A 16,992-nucleotide genomic window follows, 5' to 3' on the forward strand; every position below is an offset into this window, starting at 1 on the left:
AATGCCAAAACCTAAAAAGCGCTCAGTAAACTGAGAAAAAGAAAGTATTAAAGAGAAAAGGTGGTTTTGTCATTTGCATAGCCTTACTTTAGCCACCATCAAGCAAGAGTACAACCGTTTCTTTATGCCTATTTTTAACTTACAGGATAAAAAAAGCTTATAGGCTGAATTTAATCGCCAGTATCTCAATAGTAATAGCCTGAGCTTGGCCGCGCTCAACTATGCGTTAATCTCAAATTCAACTAAATACAGATATAGATAATACTGAAAGAACTAATAATTCCAGCAGCCCATAATAAGCTTCGAATTAATGCGACATTGAGCAAGTAAGCAATATGATAAAGCACGCGAGCTACAACATGTATTATTGCTAACTGCTCGATAAAAGTACCAGTATTTTGTGTTGCTATGGCTAACAATACTGCTGGCGCAAATATAATAAGCGACTCAAAGGCATTTTGATGCCCAGCACAAGCTCTAGCGCCAAACCCAGTTAGTTTTGCTTGCTGAGCACGAGGATGGTTGTTGTCGTAACCGCCGAGTTTATTCATGGCAATAGCCATTGGGACTTTAGCTAAGTAAGGCAATAATGCTGCGATAAATAAGCAAATAATAAGTGTCGACATTATTCTTCCTTTTTTTGTAGGTTATACGTGTAAGTTAGTTAAAAGTTGCTAATAACTTAATAAAGTTAATGTGTATTTACTTGGACCTGGCAGAAAAGGTGTTGTCTCTCCTTTAACCCAACTTTCATGACCTAAACCGTAATACGGACTCCAAGGATGTCCAGATTGGCTAGTCGGCATATGAAAAATCCCCGTTGCTTCGTGACCTGGAGAAACCGCCATACGTTGCGATGCACCAAATGATTGACCTTGCACTCTTGGCATATAACTATCACCTGGTAACTCAACTTCAGGCATATCTAGCCACTGTCCGATAAAAGGGACTGCACGGCTTAAAGGGTGCTGAATTTTACTGATATTTTGCTTGCCCCAAGTCGCATCTTTAAGTGACGTTGATGTGGTCATATCGGCTAGCGTTTTTTCTAAGCTGGTTTCAAATAATGCCGCCCAGCTATCGTGACCACGCCAGAGGAAATTTTCAGGTTGTTGATTAACTAACTGCCATAAAGGTGTTTCTATTTGGTGACGTATAGTGTTAAAGCTATAACTATTATCTAGTTTGGTCATATGCTCATTAAAAATTTCGAACAGCTGATCCCTAAGGTTTAATCGGAAGTTTCTGACTACGCGATAGGCAACAGAGTCAGTGCTGGCTGATAAGTTTTCAATATCAACAATACTTTTAATCTCACGCCATTTTTCATCTTTGGCGAGCATAGAATCGTTAAGTACTTCGGTTAATAAAAACGTTTGCCAACGAGTTAGAAACATTGCGCTGTCATCTAAACCAATATCGAGTATGTCTTGCTCATCGAATATAGTTTTAGCGTTAAGACTTTGCTTTATTTGCGTAGAGCGAGCGCCGATAGCATAGCCACCGTTACCTATTTTTTTGAGCATTTCTTCACCGACTACACGCGAGTTTGCGGTCCATAATCGAGCATTTTTAGGGTTGATGACTTTGGGATATTCTACAGGTGATAAAGGGGCCAACCATTTGTTTTTTCCATTGGCCCAAGAGGTTGGGGTTTCACCAAAAACAGCACTGCGTTGTGGAATGGGCCCCATAATGGTCCAGGCAATGTTACCTTGTTTATCCCCTACCATTAAGTTTTGTGCTGGCATGCCTGCACGTGCAGCAATTGCGATGGCTTGTTCCACATTTTTCGCAGTTTCAAATTCGGTTATAGCCATATTTACGGCAGTTTTGTCATGCGCTATCCAACGATATGCTAGTAATTGGCCTTGCTCATTCTCACCAATAACAGGTCCCCAAATAGTGTCTGAGAGTGTAATGTTAATGGCTTCTTGGCCTTTTACCGCGATAATTTGTTTACGCTCTTTAAAGCTTTTATATCCGTCGGGTGTTAAATATTGGCTATTATCAGCATTAGTTTCAAGCACAATAACATCGCTCCAATCACCGTAGCTGTTGGTAAACCCCCAAGCTATATGGCCATTACTGCCAATAATAATGTTAGGGGTACCAGGTAAAGTTGCACCGGTAACTTTTACCTGATTTTGGTCATCTGCTTGGTATTCAAAAGAAGCCCTAAACCAAGTATTAGGTACTCTGATACCTAAGTGCATATCATTAGCGACAATGGCACTACCTGTAGTACTTAAGTTACCGCCTACGGCCCAGTTATTAGAGCCTGGAAAAGCTTCGCTTTGTGAAGATTCGTAGCGGTTAAGTGGCGATGTAACATCAGCAGCAGAAATGCGTTTATTTTCTGCAGTAGCTGTTGGTAAATAGGGGCGAGGAATCGTCTCTTCATTATTGGTTAACGCTATATGCTCACTTGACGCCGAAGGCCATGGCATTTTGGGGAGTGGTGACGCTGAAAGTTCTGTGTCATCGATGGCAGCATCCCATTGGCTGCCCTTAGGGTTTAGAAAAGCAAATACCTCAGGACTTAATAACGTGTGTAATAAACCTAAAGTACGTTCTCGCTTACCATCTTGATATTGTAAATCTATATACATACTGAAAACACTTAAAATGGTATCTTCTTCTTGCCATTCTACGGGGTCTTGGCGAAGTAGTAAGTATTCAAAAGGTGCAGCTTTGAGATATTTTAATCCTTGGTTTACCCCGCGAGAGTAAGCTTTTAACAGGGCCGAATCGGCCGCTGATAATTGGTTGACTATTACACTAGCACGTTCTCTAAAGCGATGGCGACGTATCTCGCTGTCATAGTCGATTGCCGCTGCGCCAAATAAGCTAGAAAGCTCACCAGCTGAGTTTCGACGTAATAGGTCCATTTGAAAAAAGCGCTCTTGAGCATGAATAAAGCCTGTTGCTATTGCAATATCTAAACGGTTATCAGCTTTTATTGTTGCAACGCCTTGAGCATCTCGTTCTACGATCGCGGTGGCAGATAAACCGTACAGTGTTTTATTGCCATCTAATTGCGGTAAAGCACTGTCAATTTGGCTATATATCCACGTACCCGCAGTCGCAAGAACCAAGAGCAGAACGCATAATATGCCAATGAATATGTTTTTTAAATTTTTCATTACAATAAGCAAAACCAAAATTGAGATAAGTTAGAGTACCTTAAAACAATTGAAGTTTGAATCTTGTGCTAGATCCTTTTTGAGCTATGTCGTTAAAATGTTTATGAATATCGCTAAAACAAAAGCTATTAGCAGCTTTACCCTATTGCATTATATAGTGATACAATTATGTTGATTGTTTCTCTAATCGCTAAGTTGATAAGGATAGTTGCTGACAATGACATCTAATGAACAAAGTAATGTTGCCATTATCGTGTTGGCGGCGGGGCAGTCTTCTCGCTTAGGGCAAATGAAACAGTTAGTGTCGATTAAAGGCAAAAGCTTAATTGAAAATCAATTAGAACAAGCGTTAAAAGTGTCTAATAAGGTCTATTGTGTTTTAGGTTTTAAAGCCGATGAAATTAAGTCTCGAATTAACCATTTACCTATAAAAACTATTATTAATCATAACTTTTTTGATGGAATGGCATCTTCAATTGCTGCTGGTGTTGCGGCTTTACCTGCAGATACAAGTGCAGCTATGATTGTGTTAGTTGACCAATGGCAATTAACCTCATCTGATTTGAGCAACCATATATCTAATTGGCAAATAAACTCTGATGTTATTGTTGTTGCACAAAGCACAAAAACTTCGAAACAAGTGGGTCGTGAAAACATCGGTCCACCGGTTATATTTCCTCAACAATATTTTTCTGAATTAATCGCCTTAACAGGCAATAAAGGCGCAAAGCCATTATTAGCGAAATATAATGATAAATTATTAAAAGTTCCCCTTGTGCAGGCGTTTTTCGATTTAGACACGCCTGAGCAGTTAAGTAATATGTATAAAGAATTGGGTAAATAAATAAACACAGTTAAGCAGGCGTGATAAAGTATTTATCTAACGCTTTACTCATTGTTAGTGACGATTAAAATTAAAGGAAAAGATAGCATGATCACCTTGAATATTAACGGTAAAGAACATCAATTTAATGATGATGGCAATATGCCATTGTTATGGGCATTAAGAGACACTTTAAAATATACCGGGACTAAATACGGTTGTGGTAAAGGCTTATGTGGCGCTTGTACTGTTCACGTTGACGGCCAACCTGTACGCTCTTGTGTTATGCCAGTATCTGCTTTAGCTAATGTAAAAATTACCACGATTGAAGGCTTATCTGAGCAAGGAGACCATCCGGTTCAACAAGCTTGGCAAGATTTGAATGTTGTACAATGTGGTTACTGCCAATCAGGGCAAATAATGTCAGCAGTCGCATTATTAGAGCGAGAGCCAAATCCAAACGATAAAGATATCGAACTTGCTATGAGTGGTAATATTTGTCGTTGTGGTACTTATCAACGAGTTAAACAAGCGATTCATCTTGCTGCAGATTTAGCCACCGAAGTTAAAGGGAGCTAACCATGAAACATATTGAAAATGTTAGTCGCCGTAGCTTCTTGAAAAAATTCGGCATGAGTTCAACAGCATTAGTCTTGGGCGTACAATTACCATCAATGCTGACCATACCCAAAGCGTTAGCGGGCGTTACCAGTTCAGATACCTTCTCGCCGAGTGTCTATGTACAAGTTAGTGCTGATAATATTGTGAGTATTGTTGTACATAGATCTGAAATGGGCCAGGGGATCAGAACCAGTATTCCAATGATTGTTGCTGATGAAATCGGCGCAGATTGGCAAAAAATAGCGGTTGTACAAGGCCTAGGTGATAAAAAATATGGTAGCCAAAATACCGATGGTTCACGTTCTGTAAGACGTTTTTATCAACCATTACGCGAAGCTGGCGCTGCTGCCCGCATGATGCTGCAACAAGCCGCAGCCGAGCAATGGCAAGTTGATGTAAGTGAAACCCTTGCAAAAAATAGCACTATTGTGCACACAAAGTCAGACCGAGTATTAACTTTTGGTAGCTTAGTGTCAGCGGCAAGTAAGTTAACATTGCCTAAGCAATCTGATTTGATTTTAAAAGCTAAAAAAGATTTTAATCTTATTGGTAAATCAGATGTAGCACTTGTCGATGGTAAGAAAATTGCCACTGGCCAAACTACCTATGGTTTTGATGTTGAACTCGACAATATGCAATACGCGGTTATTGCCAGACCACCAGTTCTAGGCGCTAAAGTTAAATCGTTCAATAGCGATGCAGCAAAAGCTATTGCCGGTGTTATTGATGTTGTTCAAATGCCTGACTTAGAAGAGCCCGCGCTATTCAAGCCGTTAGGTGGAGTTGCGGTTATCGCAAAAAATACTTGGGCAGCAATTAAAGGCCGTGAAGCTTTAGATATTCAATGGCATGAAAGTGCTCATAAAAGTTACAACAGCGCAGAATATAAAAAAGCTTTGGCTGAAAGTTGTGACAATCCAGCAAAAACATTACGTAGTAAAGGTAATGTAACTCAAGCACTTGTAGATGCTAAACAAGTAATTACAGCATCTTATTATGTGCCAGAGCTTATACACGTGCCAATGGAACCACCTGCAGCAACGGCTCATTATCATGATGGAATTTTTGATATTTGGGCATGTACGCAAACACCGCAATCAGCACAAGGTACTGTGGCACAAATATTAGCTGTAGCGCCCGAAAATGTGAATATTAACGTAACTTTGCTAGGTGGCGGTTTTGGTCGTAAATCTAAGCCAGATTTTGTTGTTGAAGCAGCAATATTATCTAAGCAGCTAAATGTGCCAGTTAAAGTTATGTGGACACGAGAAGACGAAGTTAAAAATGGTTATTACCATGCGGTGAGTTATCAAAAATTAATGGCCGGCATTGATGAACATAACCAAGTAACTGCGTGGCAACATCATGTGGCCGAGCCGCCGATTGGCTCAACATTTAGTAAAGGAGCAGACTTAATTGGCTCAGAAGCAAGTTTAGGTCTTGTTGATATGCCATATGATATTGCTAATGTTAGTTGCGCCATTGGTAAAGCTCCGGCACATACGCGAATTGGCTGGATGCGTTCAGTAACCAATATCAACCACGTTTTTGCGATTAGTTCATTTATTGATGAGCTAGCACAAGCGAAAGGCGTAGACAGTAAAGACAACTTAATCAACATGCTAGGTTCGGATCGTAAAATTGATTTTGCACAAGAGAATGCCGACTACAGCAATTACGGTGAAACATTAGAGAAGTTTCCGGTTGATACTGCTCGTATGAAAGCCGTAATTGAAAAAGCCAGTAAAATGGCAAAGTGGGGAAGAAGTCTTCCTAAAGGCCATGGTCTTGGCATTGCTATGCACCGAAGCTTTGTAAGTTATGTGGCATGTGTTGTTGAAGTTTCAGAAAACATTGATGGCAAAGTTAAAGTACACGACGTTTGGATGGCGGTAGATTGTGGTTTAGCGGTCAACCCTGAGCGTATTCGCTCACAAATGGAAGGTGCTGCTATCTTTGCATTATCGTTAACATTTTATAGTGAACTTACCGCTAAAAACGGGGTAATTGAGCAAAACAATTTTGACGACTATCAAGTCGCTAGAATTGCCGATGCACCCACCACGCATGTTGAAATTATTGCCAGCGATGCACCTCCAGGCGGTGTTGGTGAGCCTGGCGTTCCGCCAATTGCTCCGGCTATTTGCAATGCAATATTTAATGCCACCGGCAAACGTTATCGAGAATTACCTTTGAAAAAGTATGGTATTGTTTAATTAATAAGCATGCAGTTTAGCCCATCTATTAGTTAGGCTATTGTTAAGTCATTTAAAAAGCAGCACTTTTGCTGCTTTTTTATTGAATGCTGTTAAATAACCAATGAACTGATAAAATACTGACAATTTATATATTCAATTAACAGGCTAGCGCAGGAAAATAGATGGCTTCTTTACAAGATCAATTGTTAAAAGCAGGTTTAACGACCAAACAAAAAGCTCGACAAGCAAATAGCGACAAACGCAAAACCGGCAAACAAAAGCGCAGTGGCGTTAAGGTTGATGCCAGCTTACAAGAACAAGTTAAACAAGATCTTGAGCGAGCAAAAAAAGAAAAGCTTGCTCGCGATATTGCTTTAAATAACGAGAAAAAGTCAGCATTAGTTGCTAAAGAGCAGCAACTAAGAATTTTGCAAATTTTAAAGCATCACCAAGTTACTAATGTAAATGGTGAGGCTGAGTACAACTACACGTTTAATAGTAAAATCAAAAAACTATTTGTTGATAATGTTACACATAAAGCATTAGTGAATGGTCGTTTAGCATTATGTGGTGTTGATGAAACTACCTATATTGTAACGTCAGAAACGGCAGAAAAAGTGTCGAGTTTAGACAGTAGCGTTATTTTGGTGCAAAACACTAAAGTTGTTGAAGACGTTGTTGCTGAAGATGACCCTTATGCAGAGTTCCAAATACCCGATGATATGATGTGGTAATAACCTTAGTATATAATTTTTAGTTTATTTTTTAGTTTATTTTTTAGTTTATTTTTTAGTTTATTTTTTAGTTTCTTTCTTTAACAGTGAGCACAGCTTTATTATGTTTTTAATTCGTTGGCCGATTGGCCGTTTAATTTTGTTATTAAACTTTATATTTTCACCAAGTTCGCCAAAACGTTCACCGCAACTACAAAAAGAAGTTGATGCGGGTACAGCCCATTTAAGCTTATATCAACTTCCTGCTTGTCCTTTTTGTGTTAAAACTCGTCGTGCAATGAAGCGATTAGGTTTAAATATAGAGTTGCGTAATATTAATCAGAATGAACAATACCGAGAAGAGTTAATTAACGAAGGCGGAAAAAGAACAGTGCCTTGTTTAAAGATTATTAATCAAGATCAATCTGTTACCTGGATGTATGAGTCAAGTGACATTATTGACTATTTAGCAAAATTTTCTCGTTAAGTTAGTTTTACAGACTGATTTAGTTTTATTAAGAATTTTTTTATCCATTCTTTGGTCTATCTATACTGAACCGATGAAATAAGGCTCGCTTTGTGATCTCTTATTTCATCTGGTTAGTATAATTAGGTCTATTAGGGGTAAATATGTTAATTAAAACTAGAAAAAGCTACCAGCTGTCTGAACAACAAGTAACAGATGAATCGGTTTATCATTCAAGGCGCGATCTTTTAAAAAAGCTTGGTTACCTTGGTGCTGGCAGCCTATTGGCACAATCGGCAGCATCTCAAGCCAGTCCAATTGATTTTTTTAGTAGCAAAAAAGACACCGTATTTCAGCGTCATGCGCTTACCTATGCAAAAGCTGAAGAGTCCTCACAAATTCTAACCCCTGAAGCCAAAATAACCACGCATAATAATTTTTATGAATTTGGTACTAATAAAGGCGACCCAGTAGAAAACGCTCAAGACTTTAACGTTAACCCGTGGCAATTAAAAATTTCGGGAGAAGTCGATAAACCTTACACCTTAGGCTACGATGATCTTTTCAAACGCTTTCCTCTAGAAGAACGCATCTACCGTTTACGTTGTGTTGAAGCCTGGTCTATGGTTGTTCCTTGGGTCGGTTTTGGTTTAGCACAATTAATTAAACAGGCTGCTCCTAACTCAAAAGCTAAATATGTCGCTTTTGAAACTTTGTACGATCCTAAACAAATGCCAGGGCAAGAAAGCCGCAGAATTGGCGGCGGTGTGCAATACCCTTATGTTGAAGGGTTACGTATTGATGAAGCGATGAACCCACTTACCTTTATGAGTGTGGGTTTATACGGTAAAACGCTCCCAGCTCAAAATGGCGCGCCTATTCGTTTAGTTGTGCCTTGGAAGTATGGCTTTAAAAGTATTAAGTCAATTGTTGGCATAAAGTTGGTTGAACACAAACCGCCAACCACGTGGAATATTCTGGCTAAGAATGAATATGGCTTTTATGCCAATGTTAATCCTGAAGTCGATCATCCTCGCTGGAGCCAAGCCAGCGAAAGGCGCATTACCACAGGTGGTTTATTTGCACGAAACCGCATCGCCACTTTGCCTTTTAATGGTTATGGTGAAGAAGTTGCTCAACTGTATAAAGGCATGGATTTAAGGAAAAACTATTAGTGTCAGCAAGTGCAAATACGACAAAGCAAGTAACATTTAAAAGCGTATTTCTACGTAATAGAGTGTTACTACTTAAAATTGCTATTCATTTATTGGCTTTTTTACCTTTGTTCGGCCTTTATTTTCTAGCCTTTACTGAACAACTTGGCGCAGATCCCGTAGAAGAAGTTATTCACTTTACTGGTATCGGTGCTTTTAATTTACTGCTTCTTTCATTAATGATATCGCCGATGGCTAAAAAATTTAGGCAAGGCTATTTAGTGCAAACTAGACGGCTTATCGGCTTGTATAGTTTTACTTATGCTTGCTTGCACTTACTGAATTTTTTAGCTTTTGAAGTACAATTTGACTTAAAGTTATTCTTTAATGAAATACTCGACAGACCTTACATAACCGTAGGTATGGCTGCATTAATTATTCTTCTTTCTTTAGCTATAACATCGATAACTGCACTGAGGAGGAGAATGGGACAGAAGTGGCAAAAATTACATAACTGGGTTTATATCGCCGCTTTGCTTATTGCCTTACACTTTTTTTGGTCGGTAAAGTCTGACATTGTTGAACCCATGATTTATTTTACTATCGCGCTATTTCTTTTAGCTTTACGCAAAGACAAAATAAAACGTTGGTTTAAATAGCAGCTACTTTTACAATGCTTAAGTGAGAGTTAAGCTTGAGAGTTAAAGGTTGAGGGTTTAACTAAAGTTTCAGATACAAAAAAAGCGAAAGTGCTTACTTTCGCTTTTAATACTCAAAAAGAGCAGTGATATTCTAACTTATCGAACATTACTCGCTACGAGCAGTTACTTCAAGTAAGTGATAACCAAATTGTGTTTTTACTGGTCCTTGTACTTCATTCAATGGAGCTGAAAATACAACTTCATCAAACTCTTGTACCATTTGGCCGCGACCAAAAGAGCCTAATGCGCCACCTTGTGCTTTAGAAGGACAATTTGAGTGGGCTTGTGCAACGGCGGCGAAATCTTCACCAGCTGCGATTTGTTGCTTCAATGTTAGACATTGCTCTTCAGTATCTACCAATAAATGACGTGCTGACGCTCTTAACATTTTATTACCTCTGATTTATTTAAATATCTCAAGACTTTAGCGTATTTTATTTAAAAATAATAGACTCATTTCGTTAAAATAAATTTCTAAATGTTTCAATACATACAGGTAATATATTGAGTAAATAAGCCCGTGAATGTGGTTTTGATGTTCGCATTTTACATTAATAACTACAATAGAATTAATTGTTATCGATTTAATTAATTGAAATGCACCTCATTGATAAGTTAAATTAATTAGCGAGTAAATTTGTTTGCTAAAACTAATTGCAAGAGCCAATTACAAAAATTAATACAAAAATTAACGACAAAAGTTAATTACTGAAAATCATAATAAATGAGCTTGTCATGTACTTACCCAACCTGAAACATTTACGTTACTTAGTTGCACTTCATCAGCATCAGCATTTTCATCAAGCAGCGCAGGCTTGTTTTGTTAGCCAATCAACATTAAGCAGTGCAATTTTGAAACTTGAACAGCAGCTTAATTGTCAGCTAATTGAACGAGACAATAAGTCTTTTTTATTTACTAGCCAAGGTAATGACTTTGTTGAAAAAGCCCGTAAGTTGTTAGTAGATGCTAATGACCTAGTAAATGGTGCTAAACAACAAGGTCAAAGTGATGGCGGTGTATTTAATATTGGTTGTATACCTACCATAGCTCCCTATTTATTGACCGATTTAGTACCCGCTTGTAAACGTGAACTAACTAATTTACGAATTTATTTTCGAGAAGACACCACTGACAATCTATTAAATATGCTTAAAAATGGTGAACTTGATGTTGTTATTTTAGCTTTACCGATAGCACAAAGAGGTTTTGAAAGTGAGGTGGTTGGTAAAGATCATTTCTATGCTGCCGGCGATCCCAAATTAATGACGAGCTTTTGCCTCAAGCAAGATTATCAATGCTTACCCGAACATAGCGTGTTTTTATTATCAAATGAGCATTGCTTAACTAAGCACGCTTTGTCTGCTTGTAAATTAGCAGATACCAGCCGTATAAACGCTTTCTCGGCTTCAAGTCTAGCGACTTTAGTGCAAATGACCGCATATCATCAAGGCTTTACCTTTCTACCTGAAATGGCGGTTAAAAAAGGTTTCTCTAAAGCCGAAGGGTTAACGATAGATAAACTCTCGGGTGATGTTTATCGAGAAATTGCTTTAATGCGTCGTTCTACCAGTGCTGCCACTCCGGTTTATCAAAAATTATCCACCATATTAGTTAATTTATTAAAATAGTTTGAAAACTTTCAAACTATTTTCACGCCCGGCTCTACCTTTAATATAAGAAGATAAATAAATAGGATATTGCGTGTTTGAGAGAAGCGATGAAACGCTAGTAAAACAAGCGCTAAAAGGTAAAAAATCAGCTTGGATTACCTTAGTAAAGCGGTATGAAAAAAATTTATACAATTACACACTGCGCATGGTGAGTAACCCTGATGATGCCTTAGATTTAATGCAAGATGTTTTTATGGCGGTATTTCGTAATTTAGCGTCGTTTCGTGGTGATAGTCCATTTAAAGGCTGGCTGTTTAAAATTGCACATTATCGCTGCATTGAATTTTATCGTCGAAAAAAGCCCACGCAATCTTTAGATGATACACCCGAACAAGAAGAGCAGAGTAGCGATGCTTGCCCTGAGGCACACTTTTATTCAGGACAACAATCAAGCGCTCTGCATAAAGCACTAAAAACTTTACCGCTAAATCAAAAACTAGTGGTGGAGCTGAAATTTTTTCAACACTGTACTTTTGATGAAATTGCTAAGCAGCTGGGGATTTCTGTTAATACGGTAAAGTCACGTTTGTACAGTGCTTTAGATAAATTAAAAGATCATTTGGAGTTAGAACATGTCAAATAATGACTCAAAGCAAGTGCCAAACAAAGACGCGAACAAAGCTGAATCAACAGAGCAAGCTTTTGCAGATTGGCTAGATGATAAGTCAATTGATTGTCCGACAGATAATGAACCGTTATGGCAAGAACGTAAAAATACCGTTAATGCAATTGAACACCAAGTCGCCATGTCTATTGATAAAAAAGTGCCAGAGTGGGACCGAGCCAGTGGCTTTGAAAGTGATAAAATCCCTTTTTGGCAATGGCGAGGTTTACCTGCATTATCAATGGCATTTTCTATTCTCGCGTTAGCACTAGTAGTGTTTAAAGTTGAATTAGTCATTCAAGACAATGGGATATTACTGAGTTTTACCGGTAGTAATAATAAGTTACAAGAGCAAAACCTGGCTAAATTAGTTGATCAGCGTTTACAAAGTTTTGCTCAAGAGCAACAAGTGGTTTTAGCGAATTACGCCGCTGATATTAAGGTTAAGCAGCAAGACAATAATTTACAACTGGCCAGTTATATCATGGGCGCTTCTCGACAAGAACGAAAAGAAGATTTGGGTGACTTTATTCAGTACATCAATGCTGAGCGAAAAGATGAATTACTGGAGCAAAAAATTAAGTATCAGGCACTAGAGCAAGCAATTAAATATAACAACGCTTATCAAAGCGGCAATGTTAAAGGCTATGGATTACAGCAAGGTAAAGCCATAAGTACCCCTGAAAATTGGACAACTGAGGAATAAAGAATGAAGAAATTTAACCTATTATCATCGAGCGTAGTATTACCTTGTTTATTTATGTCGACAGCATTATTTGCTGCACAAAATAATGCAGACCAATATTCAGGTTTGTACAAACAAATGTCAATTATGAGCGATATTATTAAGTCATCGGTTACAGACCAATCGACAGATCAGTTATCAAAAATAAATAGTATTGAAAGTACATATTTACGCGGCCAAGGTGTTGTTTTTACTATTAGCTCTGCGGCAAGTAATAGCCAATGGGGAAATTATAGTTTTAATTTTTCTATGCCTGAAATGCCTGCTATGCCTGAGGTTCCAGCTGCACCAATAGCACCAGAGGCTAATCAAGACTTTCATGAAAAATTTGATATTGATATTAATCAAACCGTTAGTCAGGCGATGGAGTCGGCAGCTGTTGGCTATGAAAGAATAGTAGAGATTTTTGAGCATAACCGTGATAAAACCAGAGAGTTAAGAGAAGAACAACGCGAACTTGCTTATGATTTAAGAGATCTTGAGCGAGAAAAACGAGATTTAAATTATCAGTTTGCTCGCGCCAGTGATGAACGTAAAGTCGAGCTCAAACAAGATCTAGAACAACTTGCAAAACAAGAAGTTAAATTACTCGCAGATAAGCAAAAAATTACTGATAAGGCTAATGCATTAGCCGTTAAGCAAAAAGCCGAGCAAGTGAAGAAAACAAAAGAGCGTTCGCAGTACTTTCAAGAGTTAACAGTCAAGTTAAGTGAAACCCTGTGCTTATATGGTAATGGTTTAAAAGAACTACCTAAAAATGAACATGTTAGTGTTATTTTAAAGTCGGCAGGGGAAAAATCAGCAGGCCGATATAAAGATAGTATTTTGGTATTTTCTAAGCAAGATATTGCTAGTTGTTCAGCAGATAAAATAACGGCGACAACATTAATCGATAAAAGCCAAGTTTATCAATTTTAATGATATGAAAATTAACCAATAATGCTGAGTTAGCATATTTATTACAACGAAAAAAACCGCTAATTAGCGGTTTTTTTGTGTAATAACATGGCTATATAAAGCTTATTAACGACTTAGTTAACGCTTTCTATAATAAAGCTCACTTTTCTTTTCTGATTTATGTCTTTGTTATTATCTTTATTTTCAACAGTTTTGGAAGAAAAGTTAAAGTAGGCGATAACTTGCTGCAGTTTATCATTAAATTTTGCTGCAAATTCAAAGAAGGAATTTTTGTTCTCAAGTTTTCGAGGAACTATGCTAGAAAAGTCAGCGACTTTAATGCCCATCATAGGTTGTTGTGAAGTTTGAGAAGCTTGTTTTACATTGATATTTTTATATTTATTATAGACTTCGCTAGTGATGGCTGGGTAAGCGAATTTACTCGACTCATCGATGGCAGGTAAAGATACTTTGAAAGTAACCACTTGCTTAGTTAAGTTTGTATTTAGTTTTTGTTTTATTCTTTTTTCTGCGTAGGCTGTTGAGCAATAAAGGAAAAATACGCTAAATCCAACAAGTAATGGAGCCACTAATTTGGGGGTAAATTGTATTGTCATTTTGTATTCCTCATCACATTTATATCCTGAATCAATCCTTGATTTCTTTATCGTACCATTATGTTACAAATTAATATAGATAATGACTTGTGTTTACGCGAGAACAATAAGGTAGATGGTTTATTTTATCAGACCAATAACGATGGCTTTAATATTAAGATGTTTTAACTCGATAATTTTAGGCTTAACTGAGTAGTAGGTTAGGTATAAAAAGCTGAGTTTGGAATCTCACATTGTAGAAGGAAGTTTGAAGGGCAAGTTAATAGAAAATTATCTGCAGGTTAAGTACCGGAAATCGATTATTTAATAACGTATTAAAGTAAATAAAGTATTAAAGTAAATAACGGTATTTTTTATTAAAAAATTTCCCGGTAGCTAAGGATAACTTCATTCTTAACTACCAGAAAATTTAGTCGGCTTTATTGCTTTTACGTTATTATTTAGCTTGGGCTTTATACAGTAATCTATTTTTGTGTAATAAAGGCTCTGTATAACCGTTAGGCTGTTTATGGCCTTGAAGTACTAGTGCCAGAGCTGTTTGAAAAGCTACATTGTTGTCAAAGTTAGCTGACATTGCATGATATTGTTTATCATGTTGATTTTGTTGATCAACAACGGCTGCCATTTTTTTCAAACTTGCCAGTACTTGTTCAGGCGTACAAATATTATGTTGCAACCAATTTGCCATATGTTGGCTTGAAATACGCAGTGTTGCACGATCTTCCATTAAGCCAACATTATTAATGTCAGGTACTTTTGAACAGCCAACACCTTGATCAATCCAACGCACAACATAACCTAAAATACCTTGCGAATTATTGTCTAATTCATCAGAAATTTCTTGTTCCGTCCACTGCGTATTTTCAGCTAAAGGTATGGTTAATATGTCGTCTACATTCGCAGGAACACGCGCTTTAAGTGCTTGCTGAAGTTGCAGAACATTAACTTTGTGATAATGCAAAGCATGTAATGTAGCAGCCGTTGGCGATGGCACCCAAGCAGTATTTGCACCGGCTTTTACATGATTAATTTTTGTTGCCAGCATATTAGCCATTTGATCAGGTATCGGCCACATGCCTTTGCCTATTTGTGCTTTACCACTAAAGCCACAGGCTAAACCAACATCAACATTATTGTCTTCATAAGCGGTTATCCATTTTGTTAACTTGATATCTGCTTTTCTAGCCATAACACCGGCAGCCATAGAGGTATGAATTTCGTCACCTGTTCTGTCTAAAAAGCCAGTGTTAATAAATACAACGCGCTCTTTTGCCTGATAAATACAGGCTTTAAGATTAACACTGGTGCGGCGCTCTTCATCCATTATGCCCATTTTTAAGGTGTTACGTGGCAAGGTTAATAGGTCTTCTACACGATCAAATAGCTCGTTAGCGAATGCAACTTCTTCCGGCCCATGCATTTTAGGCTTAACAATGTAAACAGAGCCTGTTTCACTGTTGCGCAGGGTATTTTTTTGCTTAACGTCATAAATTGAAATTAATGACGTAATAACCGCGTCCATAATACCTTCAGGCACTTCATTATTGTTTTGATCAATAATGGCGTTATTGGTCATCAAGTGGCCAACATTACGCACGAACATTAAGCTACGCGCTTTTAATTGAGCTTCTTTGCTATCAAGAGTTTGATAGGTTTTATCTGCATGCATTAAACGGGTTTGTTGCTTGCCGGCTTTTTCAAATGTTTCAGATAAAGTGCCTTGATTTAAGCCTAGCCAGTTTTGATAGGCAATTACCTTGTCTGCAGCATCAACAGCGGCAACAGAGTCTTCGCAGTCCATAATAGTAGTAATGGCTGACTCCATTGCAATGTCACTCATACCGGCTTGATCGCTTTTTGCAATCGTATTGTTTTGATCAAACTCAATAATAAAGTGTAAATCGTGATGTTTAAAAACTAACTCACTAGGCGATGCTTGCTCACCATTAAAACCGATAAATAAATTAGTTTGCGATAATACTGCTGAGTCGCCATTTGTTAGGGTTACAACTAATTCACCGTCAACAACTTGATAACGCTTGGCATTGATATGCGAACCATGGTTTAACGGGATAGTTTGATCTAAAAATTCGCGTGCAAATGCGATAACTTTCTTACCGCGAACGGGGTTGTATGCTTTAGTTTTTTCGCTGCCATTTTCTTCAGTTATAACGTCTGAACCATATAATGCGTCATATAAACTGCCCCAACGAGCATTAACAGCATTTAAAGCAAAACGCGCGTTCATAACCGGTACTACGAGTTGTGGACCTGCAATAGTCGCAAGTTCTGCATCGACATTGGTGGTTGTTATAGTGAAGTCGTCAACTGGAGCGGAAAGATAGCCAATTTTAGTTAAAAATTGTTTATAGTCAGAAAAGTTAAAATTATCTCCCTGATGGTCTTGATGATAGGCGGTTACTTGTTGTTGTAAATCATCGCGTTTTAATAATAACTGTTTATTTTTGGGCGCTAATTCAGCTATAAGTTTGCCAAAGCCAGACCAAAAGGTATCTTCAGGCAGCGCAGTACCAGGAAGCACTTGTTGGTTAACAAAGTTATAAAGTTCTTCTGCTACCTGCAAATTTGCGATTGAAATTCTGTTTGTCATGGGACACCTATTTTGAAAGTTTGGA

The 16,992-nt window shown here is 37.8% G+C and carries 16 protein-coding genes; 11 read left to right on the forward strand and 5 right to left on the reverse strand.

Going from position 1 to position 16,992, the window contains the following annotated elements; all coding sequences use genetic code 11:
• Positions 1–242: 242 nt before the first annotated feature.
• Both B6A32_RS03660 and B6A32_RS03665 read right to left on the reverse strand, forming a co-directional pair.
• Positions 243–626 carry an MAPEG family protein gene (locus B6A32_RS03660; protein WP_085301340.1) on the reverse strand — a complete coding sequence of 128 codons (384 nt, stop codon included), beginning with the start codon at positions 624–626 and terminating at the stop codon, positions 243–245.
• Positions 627–674: 48 nt separating this feature from the next.
• Entirely contained in the window at positions 675–3,146 is a 2,472-nt protein-coding gene (locus B6A32_RS03665) for a penicillin acylase family protein (protein ID WP_085301341.1), read from the reverse strand.
• 217 nt (positions 3,147–3,363) lie between these two features.
• Between B6A32_RS03665 and B6A32_RS03670 the strand changes: the two genes are divergently transcribed.
• The 7 genes from B6A32_RS03670 (at position 3,364) to msrQ (ending at position 9,780) form a co-directional block, all read left to right on the forward strand.
• Positions 3,364–3,990 (forward strand): nucleotidyltransferase family protein, encoded by a 627-nt coding sequence (locus tag B6A32_RS03670; protein ID WP_085301342.1) that lies wholly within the window; start codon positions 3,364–3,366, stop codon positions 3,988–3,990.
• Between the two features lie 87 nt (positions 3,991–4,077).
• Positions 4,078–4,548 (forward strand): (2Fe-2S)-binding protein, encoded by a 471-nt coding sequence (locus tag B6A32_RS03675; RefSeq protein WP_085301343.1) that lies wholly within the window; start codon positions 4,078–4,080, stop codon positions 4,546–4,548.
• Positions 4,549–4,550: 2 nt separating this feature from the next.
• Positions 4,551–6,806, forward strand: coding sequence for a xanthine dehydrogenase family protein molybdopterin-binding subunit (locus tag B6A32_RS03680; protein ID WP_085301344.1), 2,256 nt, complete (start codon positions 4,551–4,553; stop codon positions 6,804–6,806).
• Between the two features lie 164 nt (positions 6,807–6,970).
• A complete protein-coding gene (locus B6A32_RS03685; RefSeq protein ID WP_085301345.1) occupies positions 6,971–7,522 on the forward strand; it encodes a DUF2058 domain-containing protein in 552 nt (183 codons plus the stop codon).
• A gap of 103 nt (positions 7,523–7,625) precedes the next feature.
• Entirely contained in the window at positions 7,626–7,988 is a 363-nt protein-coding gene (locus tag B6A32_RS03690; protein WP_085301346.1) for a glutaredoxin family protein, read from the forward strand.
• A gap of 143 nt (positions 7,989–8,131) precedes the next feature.
• Positions 8,132–9,142: a protein-methionine-sulfoxide reductase catalytic subunit MsrP gene (msrP, locus tag B6A32_RS03695; RefSeq protein WP_085301347.1), complete on the forward strand. Its 1,011-nt coding sequence runs from the start codon at positions 8,132–8,134 to the stop codon at positions 9,140–9,142.
• On the forward strand, positions 9,142–9,780 hold the full coding sequence (gene msrQ / locus B6A32_RS03700) for a protein-methionine-sulfoxide reductase heme-binding subunit MsrQ (protein ID WP_085301348.1): 639 nt from the start codon (positions 9,142–9,144) through the stop codon (positions 9,778–9,780). The genes msrP and msrQ overlap by 1 nt, the downstream gene beginning before the upstream one ends.
• A 148-nt stretch (positions 9,781–9,928) precedes the next feature.
• Here msrQ and B6A32_RS03705 read toward each other — a convergent pair whose 3' ends face one another.
• A complete protein-coding gene (locus B6A32_RS03705) occupies positions 9,929–10,210 on the reverse strand; it encodes a peptidylprolyl isomerase (RefSeq protein ID WP_085301349.1) in 282 nt (93 codons plus the stop codon).
• Between the two features lie 347 nt (positions 10,211–10,557).
• Here B6A32_RS03705 and B6A32_RS03710 point away from each other — a divergent pair, with 347 nt between their 5' ends.
• From B6A32_RS03710 to B6A32_RS03725, 4 genes are all read left to right on the forward strand, one after another.
• Entirely contained in the window at positions 10,558–11,451 is an 894-nt protein-coding gene (locus B6A32_RS03710) for a hydrogen peroxide-inducible genes activator (protein ID WP_085301350.1), read from the forward strand.
• A 73-nt stretch (positions 11,452–11,524) separates the two neighbouring features.
• On the forward strand, positions 11,525–12,076 hold the full coding sequence (locus tag B6A32_RS03715; RefSeq protein WP_085301351.1) for an RNA polymerase sigma factor: 552 nt from the start codon (positions 11,525–11,527) through the stop codon (positions 12,074–12,076).
• Complete coding sequence (locus B6A32_RS03720; RefSeq protein ID WP_085301352.1) at positions 12,066–12,803, forward strand: hypothetical protein; 738 nt, start codon at positions 12,066–12,068, stop codon at positions 12,801–12,803. The genes B6A32_RS03715 and B6A32_RS03720 overlap by 11 nt, the downstream gene beginning before the upstream one ends.
• Positions 12,804–12,806: 3 nt before the next feature.
• Positions 12,807–13,760: a hypothetical protein gene (locus B6A32_RS03725; protein ID WP_085301353.1), complete on the forward strand. Its 954-nt coding sequence runs from the start codon at positions 12,807–12,809 to the stop codon at positions 13,758–13,760.
• Between the two features lie 113 nt (positions 13,761–13,873).
• Here B6A32_RS03725 and B6A32_RS03730 read toward each other — a convergent pair whose 3' ends face one another.
• Together B6A32_RS03730 and B6A32_RS03735 are read right to left on the reverse strand one after the other, a co-directional pair.
• Positions 13,874–14,356: a hypothetical protein gene (locus B6A32_RS03730; protein ID WP_085301354.1), complete on the reverse strand. Its 483-nt coding sequence runs from the start codon at positions 14,354–14,356 to the stop codon at positions 13,874–13,876.
• Between the two features lie 436 nt (positions 14,357–14,792).
• Positions 14,793–16,967, reverse strand: a complete 2,175-nt coding sequence (locus tag B6A32_RS03735) for a malate synthase G (protein WP_085301355.1) — start codon at positions 16,965–16,967, stop codon at positions 14,793–14,795.
• Positions 16,968–16,992: the final 25 nt, after the last annotated feature.

It is taken from the genome of Colwellia polaris, from assembly GCF_002104515.1.
In the GTDB taxonomy this organism is placed as follows: Bacteria; Pseudomonadota; Gammaproteobacteria; order Enterobacterales; family Alteromonadaceae; genus Cognaticolwellia; species Cognaticolwellia polaris.

Coding starts and splice junctions, on each gene's coding strand:
- B6A32_RS03670 (WP_085301342.1), top strand. CDS start 3,364: ATGACATCTAATGAACAAAGTAATGTTGCCATTATCGTGTTGGCGGCG.
- B6A32_RS03680 (WP_085301344.1), top strand. CDS start 4,551: ATGAAACATATTGAAAATGTTAGTCGCCGTAGCTTCTTGAAAAAATTC.
- B6A32_RS03660 (WP_085301340.1), bottom strand. CDS start 626: ATGTCGACACTTATTATTTGCTTATTTATCGCAGCATTATTGCCTTAC.
- B6A32_RS03690 (WP_085301346.1), top strand. CDS start 7,626: ATGTTTTTAATTCGTTGGCCGATTGGCCGTTTAATTTTGTTATTAAAC.
- B6A32_RS03675 (WP_085301343.1), top strand. CDS start 4,078: ATGATCACCTTGAATATTAACGGTAAAGAACATCAATTTAATGATGAT.
- B6A32_RS03735 (WP_085301355.1), bottom strand. CDS start 16,967: ATGACAAACAGAATTTCAATCGCAAATTTGCAGGTAGCAGAAGAACTT.
- B6A32_RS03705 (WP_085301349.1), bottom strand. CDS start 10,210: ATGTTAAGAGCGTCAGCACGTCATTTATTGGTAGATACTGAAGAGCAA.
- B6A32_RS03710 (WP_085301350.1), top strand. CDS start 10,558: ATGTACTTACCCAACCTGAAACATTTACGTTACTTAGTTGCACTTCAT.
- B6A32_RS03725 (WP_085301353.1), top strand. CDS start 12,807: ATGAAGAAATTTAACCTATTATCATCGAGCGTAGTATTACCTTGTTTA.
- B6A32_RS03720 (WP_085301352.1), top strand. CDS start 12,066: ATGTCAAATAATGACTCAAAGCAAGTGCCAAACAAAGACGCGAACAAA.
- B6A32_RS03730 (WP_085301354.1), bottom strand. CDS start 14,356: ATGACAATACAATTTACCCCCAAATTAGTGGCTCCATTACTTGTTGGA.
- B6A32_RS03685 (WP_085301345.1), top strand. CDS start 6,971: ATGGCTTCTTTACAAGATCAATTGTTAAAAGCAGGTTTAACGACCAAA.
- B6A32_RS03665 (WP_085301341.1), bottom strand. CDS start 3,146: ATGAAAAATTTAAAAAACATATTCATTGGCATATTATGCGTTCTGCTC.
- msrP (WP_085301347.1), top strand. CDS start 8,132: ATGTTAATTAAAACTAGAAAAAGCTACCAGCTGTCTGAACAACAAGTA.